This window comes from Endozoicomonas sp. ALD040 (genome assembly GCF_049275945.1).
Taxonomy (GTDB): domain Bacteria; phylum Pseudomonadota; class Gammaproteobacteria; order Pseudomonadales; family Endozoicomonadaceae; genus Endozoicomonas_A.
Genome location: NZ_CP184829.1, coordinates 7,062,575 through 7,082,469 on the forward strand (window position 1 = coordinate 7,062,575; position 19,895 = coordinate 7,082,469).

The following is a 19,895-nucleotide window of genomic DNA, read 5'->3' on the forward strand; positions in this document are numbered from 1 at the left end:
TTTCACGGTAATAAGAGTACCCAGCTCTGAGGCAGCAGAATGACAAATGCCCGCCCCAATTCATTAAGACTTGCAGTGGCAATTGCAATCAGCTCTTCCATTGCTGCTACACAGGCAGTGGCCGATCGCAGGTTACAAGTCAGGTCTGTCGATATTCAGGGCACTGGACATGTGGAATTTACCCAGAGTGAGATCATAGTTAAGCCAACTTTGGGGAATGACCAGCAGCCTATACCCAAATCCTTTACAACCACCTACCCTGATCTGACTCGGGCAAGAGCAGGCTATAGGGTTCCTTCTGAAGGTTTCACGGATGTGCTTTCTGGCATTGAGGGCAGCGTTTCCAGTGTTGACGAGTTTGAAACAGACGAAAATTATGCTGCTCTGAAGTACACCAAAGTCCTGAAGGTTGGCAATGAGGGGGTATTCAGGTTCAGCCATAACCTTGAAGACGACAAACTGGTCATTGAAGTCAGAAACGGAATGACCCTTCTGGATTCAATTGCGGCTGTTCGTGCGCAATCAGGTGATATCCAACCATTAGAACCGTTAACAAAAATCGCCAGCCCACAACAACTGACCGGATTACTCAGAGGCGCGAATGAAAGAGCAGGAAACCTTGGCGAAGTTAATCATTATGTTGCCCTTGCCACCATTGAAGTAGATGACGTGAAAGTGAACGGGCGCACCTTCATGCGTCTTATCGCAGCGGGCGATGAGCCTCCAGGGTTGCAGCGCCTGGGTCAATCGCTCTTTGTCAATGATGAGGCACTTTTCGCGGCAGCCACCTCTGCTTATACCCAGGTTCATGTTCTGGGGAAAGATTTACAACAGGAAGCCCTGAATGATCTGTTTTCATATCATCCACCCGTCGGCTATGTTGTCAACGTTGAGGATGACACAAAGGTTTATCCGGTGCCTGCTGGTTATCCGAAACTGGAAGTGACTGAGGCTCCGGGTGAAACTATTGTGTTCCATGGTCAGAAACATAATCCGGCCGATATCGCATTTGTGGATGGCCTTTACGACACCTGGGCGAAAGGATTTGCCTGCACCTCCTCCTCTGAAACAGCAGTAAAGGTTAAAAAAGACAAGGTCAAAAGCTACCAGTACACCATTCGAAGCAGGCAGATGGCACTGCTGGAAGAGTTAGCTGCAAGGCACAATGCTAGACCTGACGGAGGTGGACAAACGACGCTTGCTTACGAAGATGAACTGAGAACACTGTCATACTATGAATATCTCCAACAGGCATTGTTAACCAGTGCTACTTCGGATGGAGTGGATGAATTTGAACTCACAATAGGACACATCGAGGTCACTTCATCGGTCGTCACGCCAACCTGGATTCATAATCAACTCGAAAAACACTTCAGCTTCAAGCCTGCACTTGGAAATCTTCTGACTAACCCGTTATTTATTCAGAATATTCTGAAAGTGATACCGGATGGCAGTCATACCGATCAGGCACAGACCGATGTTCCCGGGGACTTGGAAAAGTTTACTTCCAAAGTCATGAGAGATATTTCCAGACAGCTGATTGAGGTGGAAAGCCAACTGGAAGCCCAGCAGACACAAGAAAGACAAATGATCCAGCTTAGAGTCCACTTAAAACACGCCACGGAGAAAGACGCTGCCACCGAAACGGAAAAACCCTTAGCAATTGTGCTCAATCAGGGAATTGAGAATGGGCTTGCAGAGACCCGAAAAGCGATAGGAGAACTGCAAAACCAGTTAAATAAACTTCAGCAGGAAATCAAACGAACGCCAAAGCTGGAACAACAACTTTGTGATGCCAGAGAAGAGGCCAGAAAAACTTACAACAGCCGAAGGGCAGTAGAACTGGGTATTGATGACTGGGATGATACCCAACCACTCGAAGAACAAGCCAGATGCATCGAAAAAAGAATTGATCAAATCCATCAGACGGGGGTCGCAGCAATTACTGGAAAAGGACCGTTTTATGAAGAAGCTGTAAAAGTAACATATGCAGCCATTAAAGGCCGTTTTGGTCCTATCCTGAGCGATGAAATCGATCAGGGAGCCCTCTTTCAGTATATGCAACGACATCTGCAACGGAATACAGACCCCATCGATGAAGAGATTCGGCTGGCTGAAATTGAAGAAGAGTTCGGTCTGACTCCGAAAAGCGAAAACGACCTGGAAGCCCGTCACCAGGAAATTCTGCAGTACCTTCACGAGAAGGCGATTAAGCTCATTCAACAACCTGATCAGAATCGACAAGAGCAGGAAGAACAGAAAAACCCGTTACAAAAACTTCAGCAGATAACCGATCGAATTACAGCGCCGAAACAACAAACTCATGATGCCAGAGCAGATGCCATAAAAGCTCTCAATGCTCAAACGACAGAGGACCCCGGTATTGATGACCAGGACAATACCCGGCCACCAGAAAAAAAAGCCAGGCTTATCAACCAGAAAATTCATGAAATCAGGCAACCGGTTACCACAACATCAATTGCCCCAACGCCGGTTAGCACAGCGCCGGTTAGCTCAACAGCGGTTGCCGCAACGATGGTTGCCGCAACATCAACTGCTGCAACAGCACACTCTGGGGAAGACACCACACTGGACAACCGCGCCATCCTGGAGTCGACAATAAGAGACAAGCTCTCCAGAATTAAAGAGCTGGAAGAACAACTGGAAGACATCAGAACACCAGGCCACCCCAGAGCCATGCCTGAAGTACTCAAGATATTGAGTGACGTAGAAGAAGCCATGGAGATACATGACCCCAATCAAAACGACGATGTGTATCTCCGTCGCCAGTCTATTTCTGAAGAAATGCAGGAATTCATCACAAAATCAAGAGAGTGGGCAGAGGAAAAAGCTGAGGACCTGCTGGAAGCCATAGAAGAAGTATTTAACATCGAAATCGATGAAGATGACGACAATGCAGCAAGACTTGCCAGGGTTCGTGCAAGGCTCAATGACGATAATATCCCGGATTACATGCGGGATAAGCTACAAAATATCTGGCAGACAGACAACCTGCGTGTGGCCTTTGAGCTTGTGTACTTCAAAGAGGATCCCGAACCTGAAAGCCCTGATGCCCATATTACTTTTTCTCGTGGGAAAAAAAGGCGGCCAAAATGGCTTGATATGCTTCGCAGGTGTCTTACCTATAAAGTCGAAGAGGTCGATAAGCGAGCCATTGAAGGATATGGCTATTATCCTGATCTTACCGATGCAGAACGCAAACTGAAAATCTGCTCTGATCAAAACGTTGCAGCTAAAGAAAGAGGTCTGGCATTGACTGCAAAACTAGCCAGTGACCTGGAGGTAACCTTTGCAGAAAACCATGTCAGCCTGCTGCGTCGCCAGAAGTCTGTTCTGAGAGCAAAAATCCGTGAATTACTGAATCAAGTTCACAAAAACTATGATGATGAAGTTGCCAAAAGAGCCTGGAACAATGAAATGGCTCATCAACTCAACATTAAAGACTATCAAGATGATGCCATTATCGACCTCCAGACCGATCTGATTGATGAAAAACTCCGACAGTTGGATGTTGAAGTTTTTAAGGCGGGTGAGCCTGACATTTATGAGCGTGTAGCCGTCATTGAGAATGAGCTTGACAGGCAAATGGCCCGCCTGGGACCTAAGCCCCGATATGTTCTTGATCGTGAGGTGGCCAGCGCCAGAGAGGAAATAGAATGGGTTGAAAGTGTGCTGAAGTTAAAACTGGCTATTCTTCGTCGCGATCAGAAGTTGTGTGAAGGGAGCCTCACTGACCTTCAGGTTCAGTTGGAAGCTGAGATTGAAACCAGGAAAGCAGACATTGATAGACTGAAAGTAGTCCTGGCGATTGCGGAGAAAACGGTCGAAAATGACGGTGGCCCCTTCCAGTACACACCGAAACAGGTAAAAGTTCTGGACGCCATCCACACATTCATGCAGCAGCACCCTCTCAGGAAACAGGCTCTAGAAGTCGCAATAGGCCTGGAAATATTTGCAGCAAACAGCAAGAGGCTGGTATATCTCAAGGGTTTCGATTTTGACGATGAATTTGCAACCATCCTCTTGCAGGCAGAGGTTGGCAAAGATCTGACGTTTGACCAGGCCAGCCGGGTAGTGGAATTCTTCAAAAGTCTGAAGAGATACTTTCCGGTAAACCCCTCAGAGCCTTCAGAAGATCGGCACGTGAATATCCTGGAAAAAATTCAGAATCTGGTTCAAAGAGCACGGAATGAGATAAAAACAGGGGCTCAACAATACGACGACCTGATTAAAAGAACAGGCTCAGCAGGTATTCACTCCGTCGAGCATGAACCGGTTGACCTGAAAGGCTTCTCGGAATACTTCGCCAGCCATTCTGCCACTGGTAACAAGATCATCACTCTGCTGCGTGAAGGTCTGATCAGCAAGGTTGAACTTGAGAACTACATAAAAGCCGTCAAAAGAATCGACAGTTATCAGACAGTGGATGAATTTAAACACTTTCTTGGTTACCAACATGGCGTCAGATTGTCTGAGTTCGAGAGCCATGTCTGGAAACTGTCCGATGAGGGTGCTGAGGCACTTATGCAGCGTGCCTTTATGCCTGTGACCGTAATGGCATCCGGTCCGGCGGGAATGAAAGAATCGGTTGTCGGCATGCAAGAGTACGCAGCGGCAGTCATCGCCAACTACGTGCTTGACGATATTGCCTTTGATAATGGCCGCAGGACAGCAGCTTTCCTGAGCCATGTTCAGGATACCCTGACACCTTATGCCAATGCTGCCGACCTGTCTGAATCAGACCTGATCAAGGTTATCCATAACGCATTGATGCAGGCCCATGCCGCAGCGGTTGAGCAGCAGCTAAAGGATTACTGGGTCAAACCTTCTGCCTTCCTGGTACAGGCTGTCGCCTGGTACTTCTCCAGCTACAAACCGTTACTGGCGACTCATACCGCCTCACAGGCTACCACGCTGTCCCTCTCAAACATGGCGTTCCTCTATTTGCTGGACCTGACCAACAGGGGGGATTATCTGCACAGAATGCTCACACCTTTCCAGTACTGGCTGGAACGCTACCGAGTTGATCTTGACCGAACCGGCCAATATGCCTATCACAGTAGCATTGAACAAATCTCTGAAGTGGGCGGACTGGCCATGCCATTAGGTAAAGCTGCATCCTCAGTCATTCTGCTGAAAACCGGCTCTATGCTGTTTGCCAGACAGCACAACGCCAACCCCCGGAGGTATCGCAGTATTTCCCGTCTGGTGCCCGAAATAGTGAAATCCATGGGTTCCGGACAAGGGGTTCAGGTACCGCTGCTACACAGAGTGAAACCACAAAAAGTAAAAACTCTGGCTTCTGCCACCGCCGGGCTTGTGCTGGGTCCGGTAGCCACTGTCGGAGCATACGCCCATGGTCTTATATCCGGGTTCACCTATGCCCAAACCTTCGGATTCGCCCTGGCGTCGAGTCTCACTTTCGACTTTTTTATGAACGACAACAAGATGCTCACTCAATGGCTGGCTGGACCTCTTGGACGCAGTCTTGACAAAATTAATCGCTGGCGGGGTCTTGGCGAAACGGACAATGCGTATTTAAAACGTACCGCTATTGCATCACCTCAAGGCTTCAGTGAAACCGATGAAGAGTATGCAAGCCGCGTTAAAGCAAACAACAGGATGTATGGCTGGACGCGACACGAAAATTATCTGCAATTTCGTGAACGCCGTGATCGCACCATAAAACTGTTTGCGGATGGCTGGGAGAAATACTTCAGGGAAAATGTACCTAAATGGTCGTTCTCTCATACAGAAAGTATTCCTTACTCCTACACTCTGGGTGTCTTCTTCGAGTCACTCTGAGGTCGTCATTCCCGCGAAGGCGGGTGTCGCAAAACTCCAACAGCTCGTTCTCATGCTCTAAGGTCGTCATTCCCGCGAAGGCGGGAATCCAGCGCCAACGGTGAATCTCTGCCTTCTCGGGAATGACGAGGCCAGGGGAACCAGGCAGTATGGTTCTGGTGGTGAGTCAGTGTGGATTCCCGCCTTCGCGGGAATGACGGGAGTGAAACCGGGAATGACGGGAGTGAAACCGGGAATATCCAACTTTGCCATCCTGAACTAAATTCACTCAACAGTTTAACAGAACAGCCATGAGCGTTTGGCAGCTCTGAGGTAGTAGAATGACAAATGTTCGCCCCAATGCGTTAAGACTTGCAGTGGCCGTTGCAATCAGCTCTTCCATCATTACTGCACAGGCAATGGCCGAACGCCGACTGCAGACAAGATCTGTCGGTATTTATGCCAAAATACCTCTGGAGTTTACCCAGCGCGAGGTCATAGTTCAGCCAACGGTAGGTGACGACCGGCAGCCAATACCCAAATCTTTCACAACCATCTACCCTTACCAGACTGAGACCGTAACGGGCTATCATTTTCCTTATGAGTGCTTCACGGATGTTCTTCCCGGCATTGATGGCGGCGTTTCCAGCGTTGATCAGTTTGAAACAGGCAAGAATGACGCTGCCCGGAAATACACCAAAGTCCTGAAGGTGGGTGATGAGGGGGTCTTCAGGTTCATCCATAACCTTGCAGAAAAGAAACTGGTCATTGAAGTCAGAAACGGAATGACCGATCAGGGCTCAATTGAGGCTGTTCGAACTCAGTCAGGTGACATTCAACCATTAGATCCGTTAACAAAAATCGCCAGCCCCGAACAACTGGCTGCAGTGCTGAAGGGGGCCCATGGAAGAGCAGGAAAGCTTGGCGAAGTTGATGACTATGTTGCCCTTGCCACAGTTGAAGTAGACCGGGTTGAAGTGAATGGGCGTACCTTCATGCGTCTTGTCGCTGTCGGCGATCAACCTCCCGGGCTGCAGCGTCTGGGTCAAACGCTCTTTATCAATGATGAAGCACTTTTAGCAGCAGCTTCCTCTGCCTATACCCAGGTTCATGTTCTGGGAAAAGAATTACAACAGGAAGCTCTGAACGATCTGTTATCATTCCATAAACCCGTTGGATACGTCGTACACGTCGAGGATGACACACAGGCTTATGCTGTGCCTGAGAATTGTCCAAAACTGGAAGTGACTGAGGCTCAGGGAGAGATTATTGTTTTCCATGGTCAGAAGCAGAACCCGGCTGATGTCGCTTTTGTAGAGTTTCTATATGACATCTGGTTGCAATGGCATGACTGCAGTTCCCCCCCATCTGAAGCAATAACACGAGTTAAAAAAGACAAAGTCAAAAGCTACGAAAACATCATTCGAAGCAAGCAGATGGCACTGCTGGAGAGGATAGCTGAACAGCACAATCCTGAACCTGCCAAAGGTGGAAAAACGACACTTGCCATCAATAAGCAACTGTCAATGCTTTCATACAAGCAGCAACTGACGACGCTTTTATACTATGAATATCTTCAGCAAGCGTTGATCGTTGCTATGCAAGATAGAGCAGATGAATTCGACCTCTCAATAGGACAGATTAGGGTCACTTCGTCGGCCTTCACGACTGCCTTGATGTTTAATCAACTCGAAAAAAACTTCAGCTTTAAACCTGCACTTGAAAATCTTCTGAATAACCAGCGCTTTATTCAGGACATTCATGACCTGATGCCTGCTTACAATCGTATCAACCAAGAGCTGGGTGATACTCCTGAGACTAAAAAAAAGCTTGTTTTCAAGGTCGGAAGCGAGACTACCAGACAGATAATTGAGACGGAAAACAATCAGAAAATATTGCTGTTAAAAGAATACGGTCTCACCCATCTTAGACGGCAAGTGCTGTTTAAAATAGAAAAAACCACTACCAGTGAAAAAGAACATCTCAGAATAGCTCAACTCAAAAAACGAATTGATGAAGAGCTTATGCAGCTTCGTTATGAGCAGCAACAACAGAACAACCTGTTACAGAAACTTCAGCCGGAAGTTGAACGATTTCCAGAGCAGAAACAACAAATGCGTTTTGACCTGACAACAGCTCGCAACGCTCAAATGGCGGCAGAGCTTGGTATTGATGACTGGGATGATATCCAGCCATTTACAGAACAAGACCGACTCATCAAAAAAAAAGTGCTCAAAATCAACCAATTGGTTGCCGCACTATTTACCGTAACAGGGCAGTCTGATGAAGAAGCTGTCAAAGCAAAAGCGGTAGCCAATGAAGGCGAGTGCAGTATTGTTTCGATCGATGAAAACGGTCTGGGTTACCTTCAGTTCATTCGACAACTGCTGCAACAAGACATACAAGTAACCAACGAGAAAGTCCCGAAAAGACTGGCTGTCTTTGAAGTTAAGCCTGATGAAGAAGCTGTAAAAGCAAAAACACCGGCCACAGAAGGCAAGCGAGATATAACTTCGGTCAATAAAGGTGACCTGCGTATCCTTCAGTCCTTTAAACAATACCTGCAACAAAAGAAAGAACTAACCGATCGGATAATCCATAAGAAGCTGGCTCACATTGAAGTTCAGCTCGGTCTGGTTCCGGATATCGAAAAGGACCCGGAAATCCGTTGCCAGGCCATTCATCAACACATCAGGTTACAGGGCCTTCAGATGGCAAAAGAAATGACAGAACGGAGAAACTGGTTAAAGAGTCTTCAGGAGCAAACCGATCGAATCCCACCTATGAAAAGAGTAATTAGTGTCGCTGTAGAAGAAATCAGTCAAGATTACATCAATCAAATGGCGGCAAAGCTTGGTATTAATAACCGGGATGGTACCCAGCCACCAGAAAAACAAGCCAGACTCAGCCACCAGAACATTCATGAAATCAGTCAACCTGTTACCCCGGCATCGATTGCCCCAACATCGATTGCCCCAACACCGGTTGTCGCAACACCGGTTACCCCAACACCGGTTGCCGCACACTCAGGCATGCAGGATTTTGATGCTCAGACAGATTCTTTCAGCCATGCCAGAAAAGACACACAGCTATACGACGATGAAATTCTGGACATGAACTCAGCAGCCATTCATTACGTTGAACATGAGCCAGAAGATCTGAAAAGCTTCATGGAATACTTCTCTGCCCGTTCTGCCAGTGGCAACAAGATCATCACTTTGCTCCATGAAGGACTGATCAGCAAGGTTGAACTTGAAAACTACATGAAGGCCGCCAGAGATGTCGGCGGTTACGAGATTGAGCAGGAATTTGAGCACTTCCTTGGCCATAAACACGACATGGGGGTGGCTGAGTTCAAATCCGTTATCCAGATGCTGTCAGAAAAAGGTATCGAGGAATTCATACAGACTGCCCTCACTCCTGTGACCGCAACCGCTCCGGCAGGTATGAAAGAGTCTGTTACCGGCACGAAGGAGTACGCAGCTGCGGTCATTGCCAACTACATTCTTGACGATATTGCCTTTGACAATGGCCGCAGGACAGCAGCTTTCCTGACCCATCTTCAGGATACCCTGACACCTCACGCCAATGCGGCCGGAATATCTGAATCAGAACTGATCCAGACTATCCATGGCACATTGATGCAGGCTCATGCTGCCGCAGTTGAGCAGCAGCTCAATGATTACTGGCTCAAGCCTTCAGCCTTCCTGCTGCAGGCAGTGACCTGGTACTACTCCAGCTACAAACCACTACTGGTGACTCATCCCGCCTCGCAGGCTACCACGCAGTCCCTTGCAAACATGTCATTCCTCTATCTGCTGGACCTGACCAACAGGGGTGATTATCTGCACAGAATGCTCACACCTTTCCAGCACTGGTTGGAACGATACGGTGTAGATCTTGACCGAACCGGACAATATGCCTGCCACGGCAGGATTGAAAAAATCTCTGAAGTGGGCGGACTGGCCATGCCATTGGGTAAAGCCGCAGCCTCAGTCATTCTGCTGAAAACCGGCTCCATGTTATTTGCCCGACAGCACAATGCCAATCCTCATAGGTATCGCAGTATTTCCCGTCTGGTGCCTGAAATAGTGAAATCCATGGGCTCAGGACAGGGAGTTCAGATTCCGCTGCTACACAGAGCGACACCACAAAAAGTAAAAACTCTGGCTTCTGCCACCGCCGGTCTGGTGCTGGGTCCGGTAGCCACTGTCGGTGCATACGTCCACGGCCTTGTATCCGGGTTTACCTTCGCCCAAACCTTCGGACTCACGCTGGCGTCGAGTCTGACTTTCGACTTTTTTATGAACGACAACAAGATGCTTAGTCAATGGCTGGGTGGGCCTCTGGGTCGTAGTCTTGACAAGATGAATCGCTGGACAGGCCTGGGTGAAACGCAGGATGAATATGTGCAACGTACCGCTATTGCCTCGCCTCAGCACTTCAATGAAACCGATGCCGCCTATACGAATCGTGTTAAAGCGAGCAACAGAATGCATGGCTGGACGCGTTACGAAAATTACCTGCAGTTCCGTGAACGCCGGGATCGTACCATGAAGCTGTTTGCCGATGGCTGGGAGAAATACTTCAGGGAAAATGTGCCTAAATGGTCATTCTCCCACTCAGAAAGTATTCCTTACTCTTACACGCTGGGTGCCTTCTTCGAGCCAAAAGCAGCGCTGACTGATCACAAGGTTGAGAAGTTCGATCATGACAAGAATACCCGCGACGAACTTTGATATCAGAAACCAGTGGATGCCCCCTTCATAACTATCCAAATGGAACCAGTATCAGGGACTACATACTGGTTTCTTTCAGAATGGGCTATCGGCTAAATTCACTCACCAGCTTAACGTATTTGCCACTGTGAACTAAATTCACTCAACAGCTTACCGCCACAACCATGAAGGATTGACAGCCTTGAGCGATTGACAGCCTTGAGCGATTAAAAATCGCTACCTCTCCCGGTGTGAAAATCGCTTTTCACGGTACTCAGCTCTGAGGTAATAGAATGACAGATGCCCGCCGTAATGCATTCAGTCTTGCTGTGGCCCTTGCAGTCAGCTCTTCCATTATCGTTACACAGGCAATGGCCGAGCGCAGGCTGCTGACAAAATCTATCGATATTGTGAAAGATGGACAAGTGGAGTTTACCCGGAGTGAGGTCAGGGTTCAGCCAACTTTAGCTGAAGACCGGCAGCCAATACCCAAATCCTTTACCACCACCTACCCGGATCTGACGCCAGCCAGAGAGGGCTATATCGTTCCTTCTGATGGCTTTACAAACATTCTTTCTGCCATCAGTGCTGACGTTTCCAGCGTCGACCTGTTTGCAACAGGCGAGAATGATGTTGCTCAGAAATACACCAAAGTCCTGAAGGTAGGTGATGAGGAAGTCTTCAAGTTCACCCATAGCCTTAACGAAAAAGAACTGGTCATTGAAGTCAGAGGCGGAATGACCGATCAGGACACCCTTGAGACTGTGCGTGATCGTTTTCCTGGCATCGAACCATTAGAACCGCTGACGAAAATTGCCGGGCCCGGAAGACTGGCTAATGTGCTCGAAGCAGCCAGTATCAGGGCAGGAAAGCTCGGCGCGAGTGATCACTACGTACCCCTTGCCACCATCGAAGTAGAAGAAGTTGAAGTGAACAGGCGTACCTTCATGCGTCCTCTCGTCGCAGGTAATAAGCCTCCTGAACTGCAACGTCTGGGTCAATCACTCTTTGTCAATGATGATGTTCTCCTGGCAGCAGCTACCTCTGCCTATATTCAGGTTCATGTCCTGCAGGAGGATTTACAACAGGAGGCGCTTAATGAACTGCTGGCACACAGCAAACCCGTCGGATATGTTGTACACGTCGAGGATGACACACAGGTTTATCCTGTGCCTGCCGGTTATCCAAAGTTGGAAGTGACAGAAGCTCCGGGGGAAGTGATTGTTTTTCATGGTCAGATGCAGAGTCCGGATGATGTCGCTTTTGTAGAAAACCTCTATAAACCCCAGGCACAAACTGGGGCTAATCACCCGGCTCCTGCAACAGCCCGGGTTAATAAACATAAAGTCAAAAGCTATCAGTACGTCATTCGAAGCAGGCAGATAGCAGTGCTGGAAAAGATTGCTGCTCAGTTGGCTGCTGCCGACCTTGACGAAAGTCAACTGATTACGCTGGCCTACTACGAATCTCTCCAGCAGGCATTGACCAGTGCTACTTCAGATCAGGCAGAGGGATTTCAGTTCGCACTGGAACACTTCAGAATTGCTTCGTCGGTCATGACGCCAACCTGGTTGAAGATTCAACTCTCAGAGCACTTCAGTTTCAAACCCGCACTTAGAAATCTTCTGACTAACCAGCATTTTGTTCAGAATATTCTCAATACCATACCTGTCTACTCCCATTTAATGGCCGATTTTTTTTACGAAGACGAACAGTTTGCTGCCAAAGTCCTGAGTGACATGGCCAAAGAGCATATTAAACTGGACAGCAGGCGAGAACAGCTACAGATCTCAGAGGCCAGGCTCTCCCAGCTTAAAAGTCAGTTGCAGCACGAAACGGAAAGAGCCGACGCCGGTGATAAGGAAAAACAGAAAGCACGAAGTCCCTGTTGGGAAGACGGGAATGAGCTTGAAAAGCCGGAAGAAACAATAACCCAAACCCCAGGCCACCGCAAAGCCAGGCCTGAAGTACTCAATAAACTGAAAGCCGTGGTAAGAGCCCTTGAGGACGACCGCCTCAGTTGTGAAGACGATGAGTATCTCCATCAACAGATCATTTCTGAAGACATACAGAAATACATCAGAGAAGCCAGAGAGCGTTCAGAGGAAAAGGCCCTGAACATACTGGCAAGCATAGAAAAAATGTTCAACATCGAAATCAATGAAGGTGATGACCAAGCAGCAAGACTTGAGAGGGTTTATAAAAGGCTTGATAGCGGAGATGTCTCAGCTGACGACCTGGATAAGATGGACAAAATCCTCTGGGAGGATTTCAGCACAGCCCCGGAAGATCTGGAAGGAAGGGATGTCAGACTCAACTCGATTCATGGGCGTCTTACTTTTAAAGTCGAAGAATGGGAACAACGAGCCAAAGAACAACAGACCTATTATCTTTCGTCTGTAGAAGATGAGCTGGAGATCTACCCTTATAAAAGCGATGCCGCTATAGAAAAAGGCAAGACTCTGACTGCCAGACTGGCCAATGATCTGCAGGTGGAGTTTGAAAAGGATATCAACCTCTCTGACAAGAAGCATATTCTATTAGCCAAAGTTTGGGCACTCACTGATGAAGTCTCAGATGTCTATGAAAATGAAAGTATCAAAAGAGACAGAAACAATGAAATAGCCCATCAACTCAACATTGAAGACTATCAGGATCATGCCACTATTGACGACCAGATCAGTCTTATTAAAGAAAAACTCACACAGCTGCGTAAAGAAGTTCTCGGGGCGGGCAAGCTTGATGTTAATGAGCGCATTGCGGCTATAGAGGACGAGCTTGACAAGCAAATGGCTCGCCTGGGATCTAAACCCCGATACGCTCTTGATCGTGAGTTAGCCACAGCCAGGCGCTTATTGGAAGAAGCTGAAAATGAGCTGAAAACTGCTCATCAAAAACTGGATGTTATGCGCATCAAACAACTTGTATTTACCGGGACCCGTGCCTACCTCCGACGTATCTCGCAACAACCCACTCTTAGCACCATTGAAGAAGCCGTGGATCTTGAACTGGACACTACTGATAGCAGTGAACAACCGGTTAAGGCCCCGGGAAAAAGACAGACACAAGCGGGCGGTAATGGTGGTACTGGCAGCAAGATGAGCCAGCAACTGACTCAGGAAAAGACCCGCCTGGAAGCTGAAGTTGAAGCCAGAAAAGCAGACGTTGAGAGAATGAAAGAAGTCCTGAAGTCTGCAGTGGAAGCCATCGAAAATGACGGCGGCCCCTTCCAGTTCACGCCAAGACAGGAAAAAGTTCGGGCCGATATGCACGCCTTCGTGCAGCAGCACTCTCTCAGGAAACAGGCTCTGGAAGCCGCAATGGGTCTGGCACAATCAGCAGCAAAAAGCGGTAAGGCAATACCCTGCCTTACGAGTTTCGATTTTGACAATGAATTGGCACCGGTTCGCTTGCAGGGACTGGTCGGCGATGAACTGACGTTTGCCCAGGCCAGCCGGATTGTGGCCGTTTTCAGGAGCTTTAAAACCAGCTTCCCGGAACCTTCTCCCGAGCTTATGGAGGATCAGTCACAGAATGTTCTGGAAAAAATCCGGTCGCTGGTGCAAAGGGCCAGGAATGAGATACAGAAAGGGCCTGAACAATACGACGAAGAAATTCACAACATGGGCAAAACCGCCATTCACTACGTTGATCATAAATCAGGTGACCTGAATAGCTTCACGGAATACTTCGCCAGACATTCTGCCAGCGGTAAAAAGATCATGGCTCTGCTGCATGAAGGCCTGATCAGCAAGGTTGAACTTGAGAACTACATAAAGGCCATCAGGAGAGTCGATAATTATAAGACAGTGGATGAATTTGAACACTTCCTTGGCTACAAACACGGCGTCCAGTTGACTCACTTCAAGGCCGCCTTACGGATGCTGTCTGACAAAGACGTTGAGAAATTCATAGAGAGTGCCATTACTCCTGTGACCGGGGCTGACCCGACGGCTCTGAAAGAGTCTGTTACCGGCATGAAAGAGTACGCTGCTGCAGTCATCGCCAACTATGTTCTTGACGATATTGCCTTTGACAATGGCCGCAGGACGGCAGCTTTCCTGACTCATGTTCAGGATACCCTGACACCTTATGCCAATGCTGCCGGAATATCTGAATCAGAACTGATCCAGACTATCCATGACAACTTGATGCAGGCTCATGCCGCAGCGGTTGAGCAGCAGCTAAAGGATTACTGGGTCAAACCTTCAGCCTTCCTGATACAGGCTGTGACCTGGTACTTTTCCAACTACAAACCCCTGCTGGTGACCTACAGTGCCCGGCAGGCTGCCGAACTGCACCTCTTGAATATGTCGTTCCTCTATCTTCTGGATCTGACCAACAGGGGCGATTATACGCACAGGATATTGACACCTTTCCAGCATTGGCTGGAACGCTATGGTGTTGATCTTGACCGAACCGTTCAATATGCCTGCCACAGTGCAGTTGAACAAGTCTCTGAAGTGGGCGGACTGGCCATGCCATTGGCTAAAGCCGCTTCCTCAGTCATTCTGCTAAGAACCGGCTCCATGCTCTTTGCCAGACAGCGCAACGCCAATCCTTACAGATATCGCAGCATTTCCCGCCTGGTACCCGAAACAGTGAAATCCATGGGTTCCGGGCAAGGGGTTCAGGTGCCACTGGTGCACAGGCTGACACCGCAAAAAGTAAAACAACTGGCCTCTGCTACAGCCGGTCTGGTGCTCGGTCCAGTAGCCACTATCGGAGCATACGTTCACGGCCTTGTATCCGGGTTTACCTATGCTCAAACATTCGGATTCGCACTGGCATCGAGTCTTACTTTCGACTTCTTTATGAACGACAACAAGATGCTCACTCAATGGCTGGGCGGACCTCTGGGCCGGAGTATTGACAGGATAAATCGCTGGCGAGGCATCGGCGAAACCGACGATGAATATGTGAAACGTTCGGCTATTGCCACGCCTCAACGCTTCAATGAAACCGATGAAGAATATGCAAACCGTGTTAAAGCAAACAACACGATGCATGGCTGGACTCGACACGAAAACTATTTGCAGTTCCGAGAACGCCGGGATCGCACCATGAAGCCGTTTGACAATGGCTGGGAGAAATACTTCAGGGAAAATGTGCCGAAATGGTCATTCTCCCATGCAGAAAGTATTCCTTACTCCTACACTTTGGATGCTTTGTTAGAGGTAGTAGAATGACAAATGCTTACCCCAGTGCATTAAGCCTCGCAATGGCGATTGCAATCAATTCTTCCATCATTGCTACACAGGCACTGGCCGACCGCAGGTTGCAGACAAAATCTGTTGATATTCAGGGCGACCGACATGTGGAGTTTACCCAAAGTGAGGTCATAGTTCGGCCAACTTTAGATGATAACCAGCAGCCAATACCTAAATCCTTTACAACTACCTACCCTGATCCTGATTTCTCTGGACTCAGAGTGGGCTATGTCAGCCCTGCCGGAGGCTTTACAGACATTCTTTCTGATTTCGATTGTCATGTTTCCAGTGTTGATCTGTTTGAAACCGGCGAGAATGACGTTGCTCAGAAATACACCAAAGTCCTCAAGGTGGGAGATGAGGGAGTCTTCAGGTTCAGCCATAACCTTGAAGAAAAGAAACTGGTCATTGAAGTCAGAGGCGGAATGACCGATCAGGACTCTGTTGAGATGGTTCTTTCTCAATGGGCTGACATGAAATCCCTGGAACCTTTAACGAAAATCGCCAGACCCACACAGATGTTAGCAGTGCTGGAAAGCGTTGATGAGAGGGCAGGAAACCTCGGCTCGAGTGATCACTATGTTGCCCTTGCCACTATTGAAGTAGACAAGGTTGATGTCAGTGGGCGTACCTTCATGCGGCTTATCTCGGGGGGTGAACGGCCTCCAGAACCGGAGCGTCTGGGACAATCGCTCTTTGTCAATGATGAGGTTCTCCTGGCGGCGGCCACCTCTGCCTATATACAGGTTCATGTACTGGCAGGAGAGTTACAACAGGAAGCTCTCAACAAGCTGCTGTCATACCATAAACCCGTCGGATATATAGTACACGTCGAGGATAACATGCAGACTTACTCTGTGCCTGCCGGTTATCCAAAACTCGAAGTGACCGAGGCCCCCGGAGAGGTTATTGTTTTCCATGGTCAGAAACAGAGCGCGACCGATATCGCTTTTGTAGAAACCTTCAATAACCTCCTGAAAGAAGCTGAGGGTAATGACCCCGTTCATAAAGTAACAACAGAGATTCAAGAACATAAGGTCAATAGCTACCGATACGTCATTCGAAGCAGGCAGTTGGCAGTACTGGAAGAGTTTGTTGTACGGCACGAAGCCGGAGTTAACAAAGATCAAATGACGCTTGCACAGGAAGATAAATTGACGGCGCTTGCGCTTGCCAACTATGAATCTCTGCAGCAGGCATTGAGCAGTGCGACTCCGGATCAAACACATAAATTTGAGTTCACACTGGAACACATCAAAGCTGCTTCGTCAGTGATCACGCCAACCTGGATGCAGGATCAACTCTTAAAACACTTCAGCTTCAAACCTGTACTCAGAGATCTTCTGACTGACCCGCATTCTGTTCAGAAGATGCTGAGCTATATACCCACTGTCGTCAGTTCCGCCAACAACATGGACCGACAGCTGACTGAGGTCAACGACCAGCCGGAACAACTAGTCCGTGATGCCAGAAGTGTTTACAACTCTGAAATGGCAATACTGCTTGGCATAGATGACTGGGATGATACCTGGTCACCGGATGAGCAAGCCATTCGTCTCCTGGAGAAAATTAACGACATGCACAGAGCGGTTGCCAACGCTCACTCCATTCAACAGTATCGGCAACAACAGACAGACCTGTCCGACCCGGAGAAACTGGCACTGGTGACAGAGAGGCAACAAAGCACCAGCACAGAGACTGAAAAATCAGCTGAAATCAGAGCCCGCTTTGCAGCTCTTGCCGAACATTTAAACATTCAGGATTTTGATAGCAATGCAGATATTGACGCTCAACAAGAGCGCCTGATTCAGAGCATTCAGACCCTGAATGCTCAAGTCACTGAGGACGAAGCTTTCGTCAAATTAAGGAAAGATTCCGTGAGGGAGGTTCTTAGTCTTGCACTGAGTGAACGCAACACGTTAGAAGACCGTCAGGTACTGTCAGAAGACACTAGGCGCGGGGTCGACAGACTTGCAGGTGTGGAAAATCCCCCCGAATTAAAGCCTGAAGTACTTCATAAACTGAGTGCTCTGGAAGCAGCCCTGGACATGGATGTCCTCGATAGAGAAGACGATGAGTACAGTCGTCGTCAGGCCATTTCTGAAGAAATTCAGACATTCATCACAAAAGCCAGACAGCGGACAGAGGAAGAGGCACTGGAGTTACTGAAAAACGCCGAAGGAATCCTCGGGATCGAGGTCAATGAAGGCGATCACAACGAAAAACGACTTCACAGAATTCTTACAAAACTTGTCAGCGATGACATCACCGAAAAAAAACTGGATCATATAGAGCATGCCTTCAGGCAAGAAGACTTCATACCTGAGAACGAATACTGGAAAGATAAAATTCGGAGGCTTGGTAAGCGTCTTGTCTTTTATATCGAAGGCGCCGGTCATCGAGCCTTACATCAACAGACAAGGATGCTTGAAACTCTAGAAGACGAGCTGGGTATCGACACAAGTAAAAACGTTGCTGCTAAAAAAGCAAGCCAGACTTTCATTGCTACACTGGCCGATGCTCTAGAAATAGAATTTGAAAAAGATGCCAGCCTGAATGAACAGAAGGAAGTTATGGCAGCCAAAATTCAGGCACTGATTTATCAGCTAGACGAACTCTACGATAACGAAGGTATTATAAGAACCAGAAATAACGAGATTGCCCATCGCCTTGGCATTGGGAACTATAAAGACGATGCCGCTGTGGATGTTCAGTCCAATCTCATTAAAGAAACTCTCCAATATCTGCATGAAATCGTTTTAAAAGTAGATCAGCCCGACGTTCATGAGCGTATCGCAGCCATTAATGAAGAGCTTGACAGGCAAATGGCGCGCCTGGGACCTAAGCCTCGATTCGTCTTTGATCGTGATCTGGCCATGACCAGTCGAGCATTAAAAGAAGCTGAAAGCGAGCTGACTGATGTTCATCGCAAACTGAATGAAATTCGTGGCAAAAATGTGTTATTTGCGGGGAACCGTGCTGACGTCCAACATATCTCCGATGAAGACGACACGCTTTTAACTAAGGCAATGAAACAATTGCAGACCGGCCTTGGCCTGGCTGCAGGTGATGAACAAAGACCTGCTGGGCGAATTGAGGACATCATGCATTTCCTGGGGAGGTACAGTAAAGCGACACGGAATGAAATCCTTGAGCAACTGGGAGCCAAAACAAATACGAACCTCGAGATGAAAGGAGATGTCGAAAGTTTTCGGGAAGATGATGATTACTTTTTTATCTTTCGGAGCAATCCAGATAATAATGATCAAGACCAAGATGATAAAGTTGCTGAACCATTGGGTGAACTGCCTCTGGCCAAGGCAAAGTACATTCAAGTCAGGCAATTCCTGCGTCGTCACGACAAGAAAAACAGGCAGGTGACCAGTGCACTGCTTGAAGAGAGAAATGCACGAGAGAATCTGGAACTTAAGAAAGAGGAAATCAAGCGTTTTGAAAACACCGATGAGAAGACTGAAACCGTATACAAGAAAGAAATAGTTCAGCTGAATAAAGCCCTGGAGCAGAAAAGTAAGGCTGTAGCAAAAGCAGAAGAGGACCTGACGGATCTTCATGAAGCCTGTCTTGGCTCGATGGAAAGACTCATCGGTCTTAAACCAGACACCACTGACACCAATGAATACCGGGTTAATGCCCTGAGAAACAGGCAGGCAGAGCTGGGCGGTGATGATGGTACTGGCGGCTATATCCAACAACTGGCTCAGGAACAGGCCCGCCTGGAAGAGGAGATTGAAACCAGGCAAGCAGATATTGAGAGGTTAAAGGAAGCCCTGGTGGCTGCAGAGGAAGCCCTGGGGGCTAAAGAGAAAGCTCTCGAAAATGAGGGTAGTCACTGCCAGTACACGCCGGGGCAGTTAAAAGTTCTGACCGATATGCACACCTTCATGGAACAGCACCCTCTCAAGAAACAAGCTCTGCAAGCCGCATTGGGTCTGGCAGAATTAGCAGCAAAAAACCCTGAGAAAATACACCTCCTTAAAAAGCTCAATTTTGACGATGAATTTGCGCCAATTCGCTTGCAGGCGTTGGCTGGAGATGATCTGACGTTCGGTCAGGCCAGTCGAATTGTGGAATTCTTCACGAGTTTGAAAACAAACTTCCCGGAATGCCCTTCCGAACCTGTTGCAGATTGGCCTTTGAATGT

Annotated in this window: 5 protein-coding genes; 4 read left to right on the top strand and 1 reads right to left on the bottom strand. The window is 48.2% G+C overall.

From position 1 onward, the window contains the following. Positions 1–39: 39 nt before the first annotated feature. On the top strand, positions 40–5,826 hold the full coding sequence (locus tag ACOJUN_RS25495) for a hypothetical protein (RefSeq protein WP_422134638.1): 5,787 nt from the start codon (positions 40–42) through the stop codon (positions 5,824–5,826). Positions 5,827–5,892: 66 nt separating this feature from the next. Here the strand turns inward: ACOJUN_RS25495 and ACOJUN_RS25500 are convergent, their stop codons facing one another. Beyond that, entirely contained in the window at positions 5,893–6,078 is a 186-nt protein-coding gene (locus tag ACOJUN_RS25500; RefSeq protein ID WP_422134639.1) for a hypothetical protein, read from the bottom strand. Between the two features lie 68 nt (positions 6,079–6,146). On the opposite strand from ACOJUN_RS25500, the gene ACOJUN_RS25505 reads away from it, so the two are divergent. The 3 genes from ACOJUN_RS25505 to ACOJUN_RS25515 form a co-directional block, all read left to right on the top strand. Then, positions 6,147–10,544 (top strand): hypothetical protein, encoded by a 4,398-nt coding sequence (locus ACOJUN_RS25505; RefSeq protein WP_422134640.1) that lies wholly within the window; start codon positions 6,147–6,149, stop codon positions 10,542–10,544. Between the two features lie 272 nt (positions 10,545–10,816). After that, a complete protein-coding gene (locus ACOJUN_RS25510; protein ID WP_422134641.1) occupies positions 10,817–15,712 on the top strand; it encodes a hypothetical protein in 4,896 nt (1,631 codons plus the stop codon). Further along, the coding region (locus tag ACOJUN_RS25515) for a hypothetical protein (protein WP_422134642.1) at positions 15,709–19,895 on the top strand (4,187 nt) is incomplete at its 3' end. The genes ACOJUN_RS25510 and ACOJUN_RS25515, both read left to right, overlap by 4 nt.

Excerpts from the sequence above, each read along its gene's own strand:
- ACOJUN_RS25505 (WP_422134640.1), top strand. The coding sequence starts at position 6,147 with ATGACAAATGTTCGCCCCAATGCGTTAAGACTTGCAGTGGCCGTTGCA.
- ACOJUN_RS25495 (WP_422134638.1), top strand. The coding sequence starts at position 40 with ATGACAAATGCCCGCCCCAATTCATTAAGACTTGCAGTGGCAATTGCA.
- ACOJUN_RS25500 (WP_422134639.1), bottom strand. The coding sequence starts at position 6,078 with ATGGCAAAGTTGGATATTCCCGGTTTCACTCCCGTCATTCCCGGTTTC.
- ACOJUN_RS25510 (WP_422134641.1), top strand. The coding sequence starts at position 10,817 with ATGACAGATGCCCGCCGTAATGCATTCAGTCTTGCTGTGGCCCTTGCA.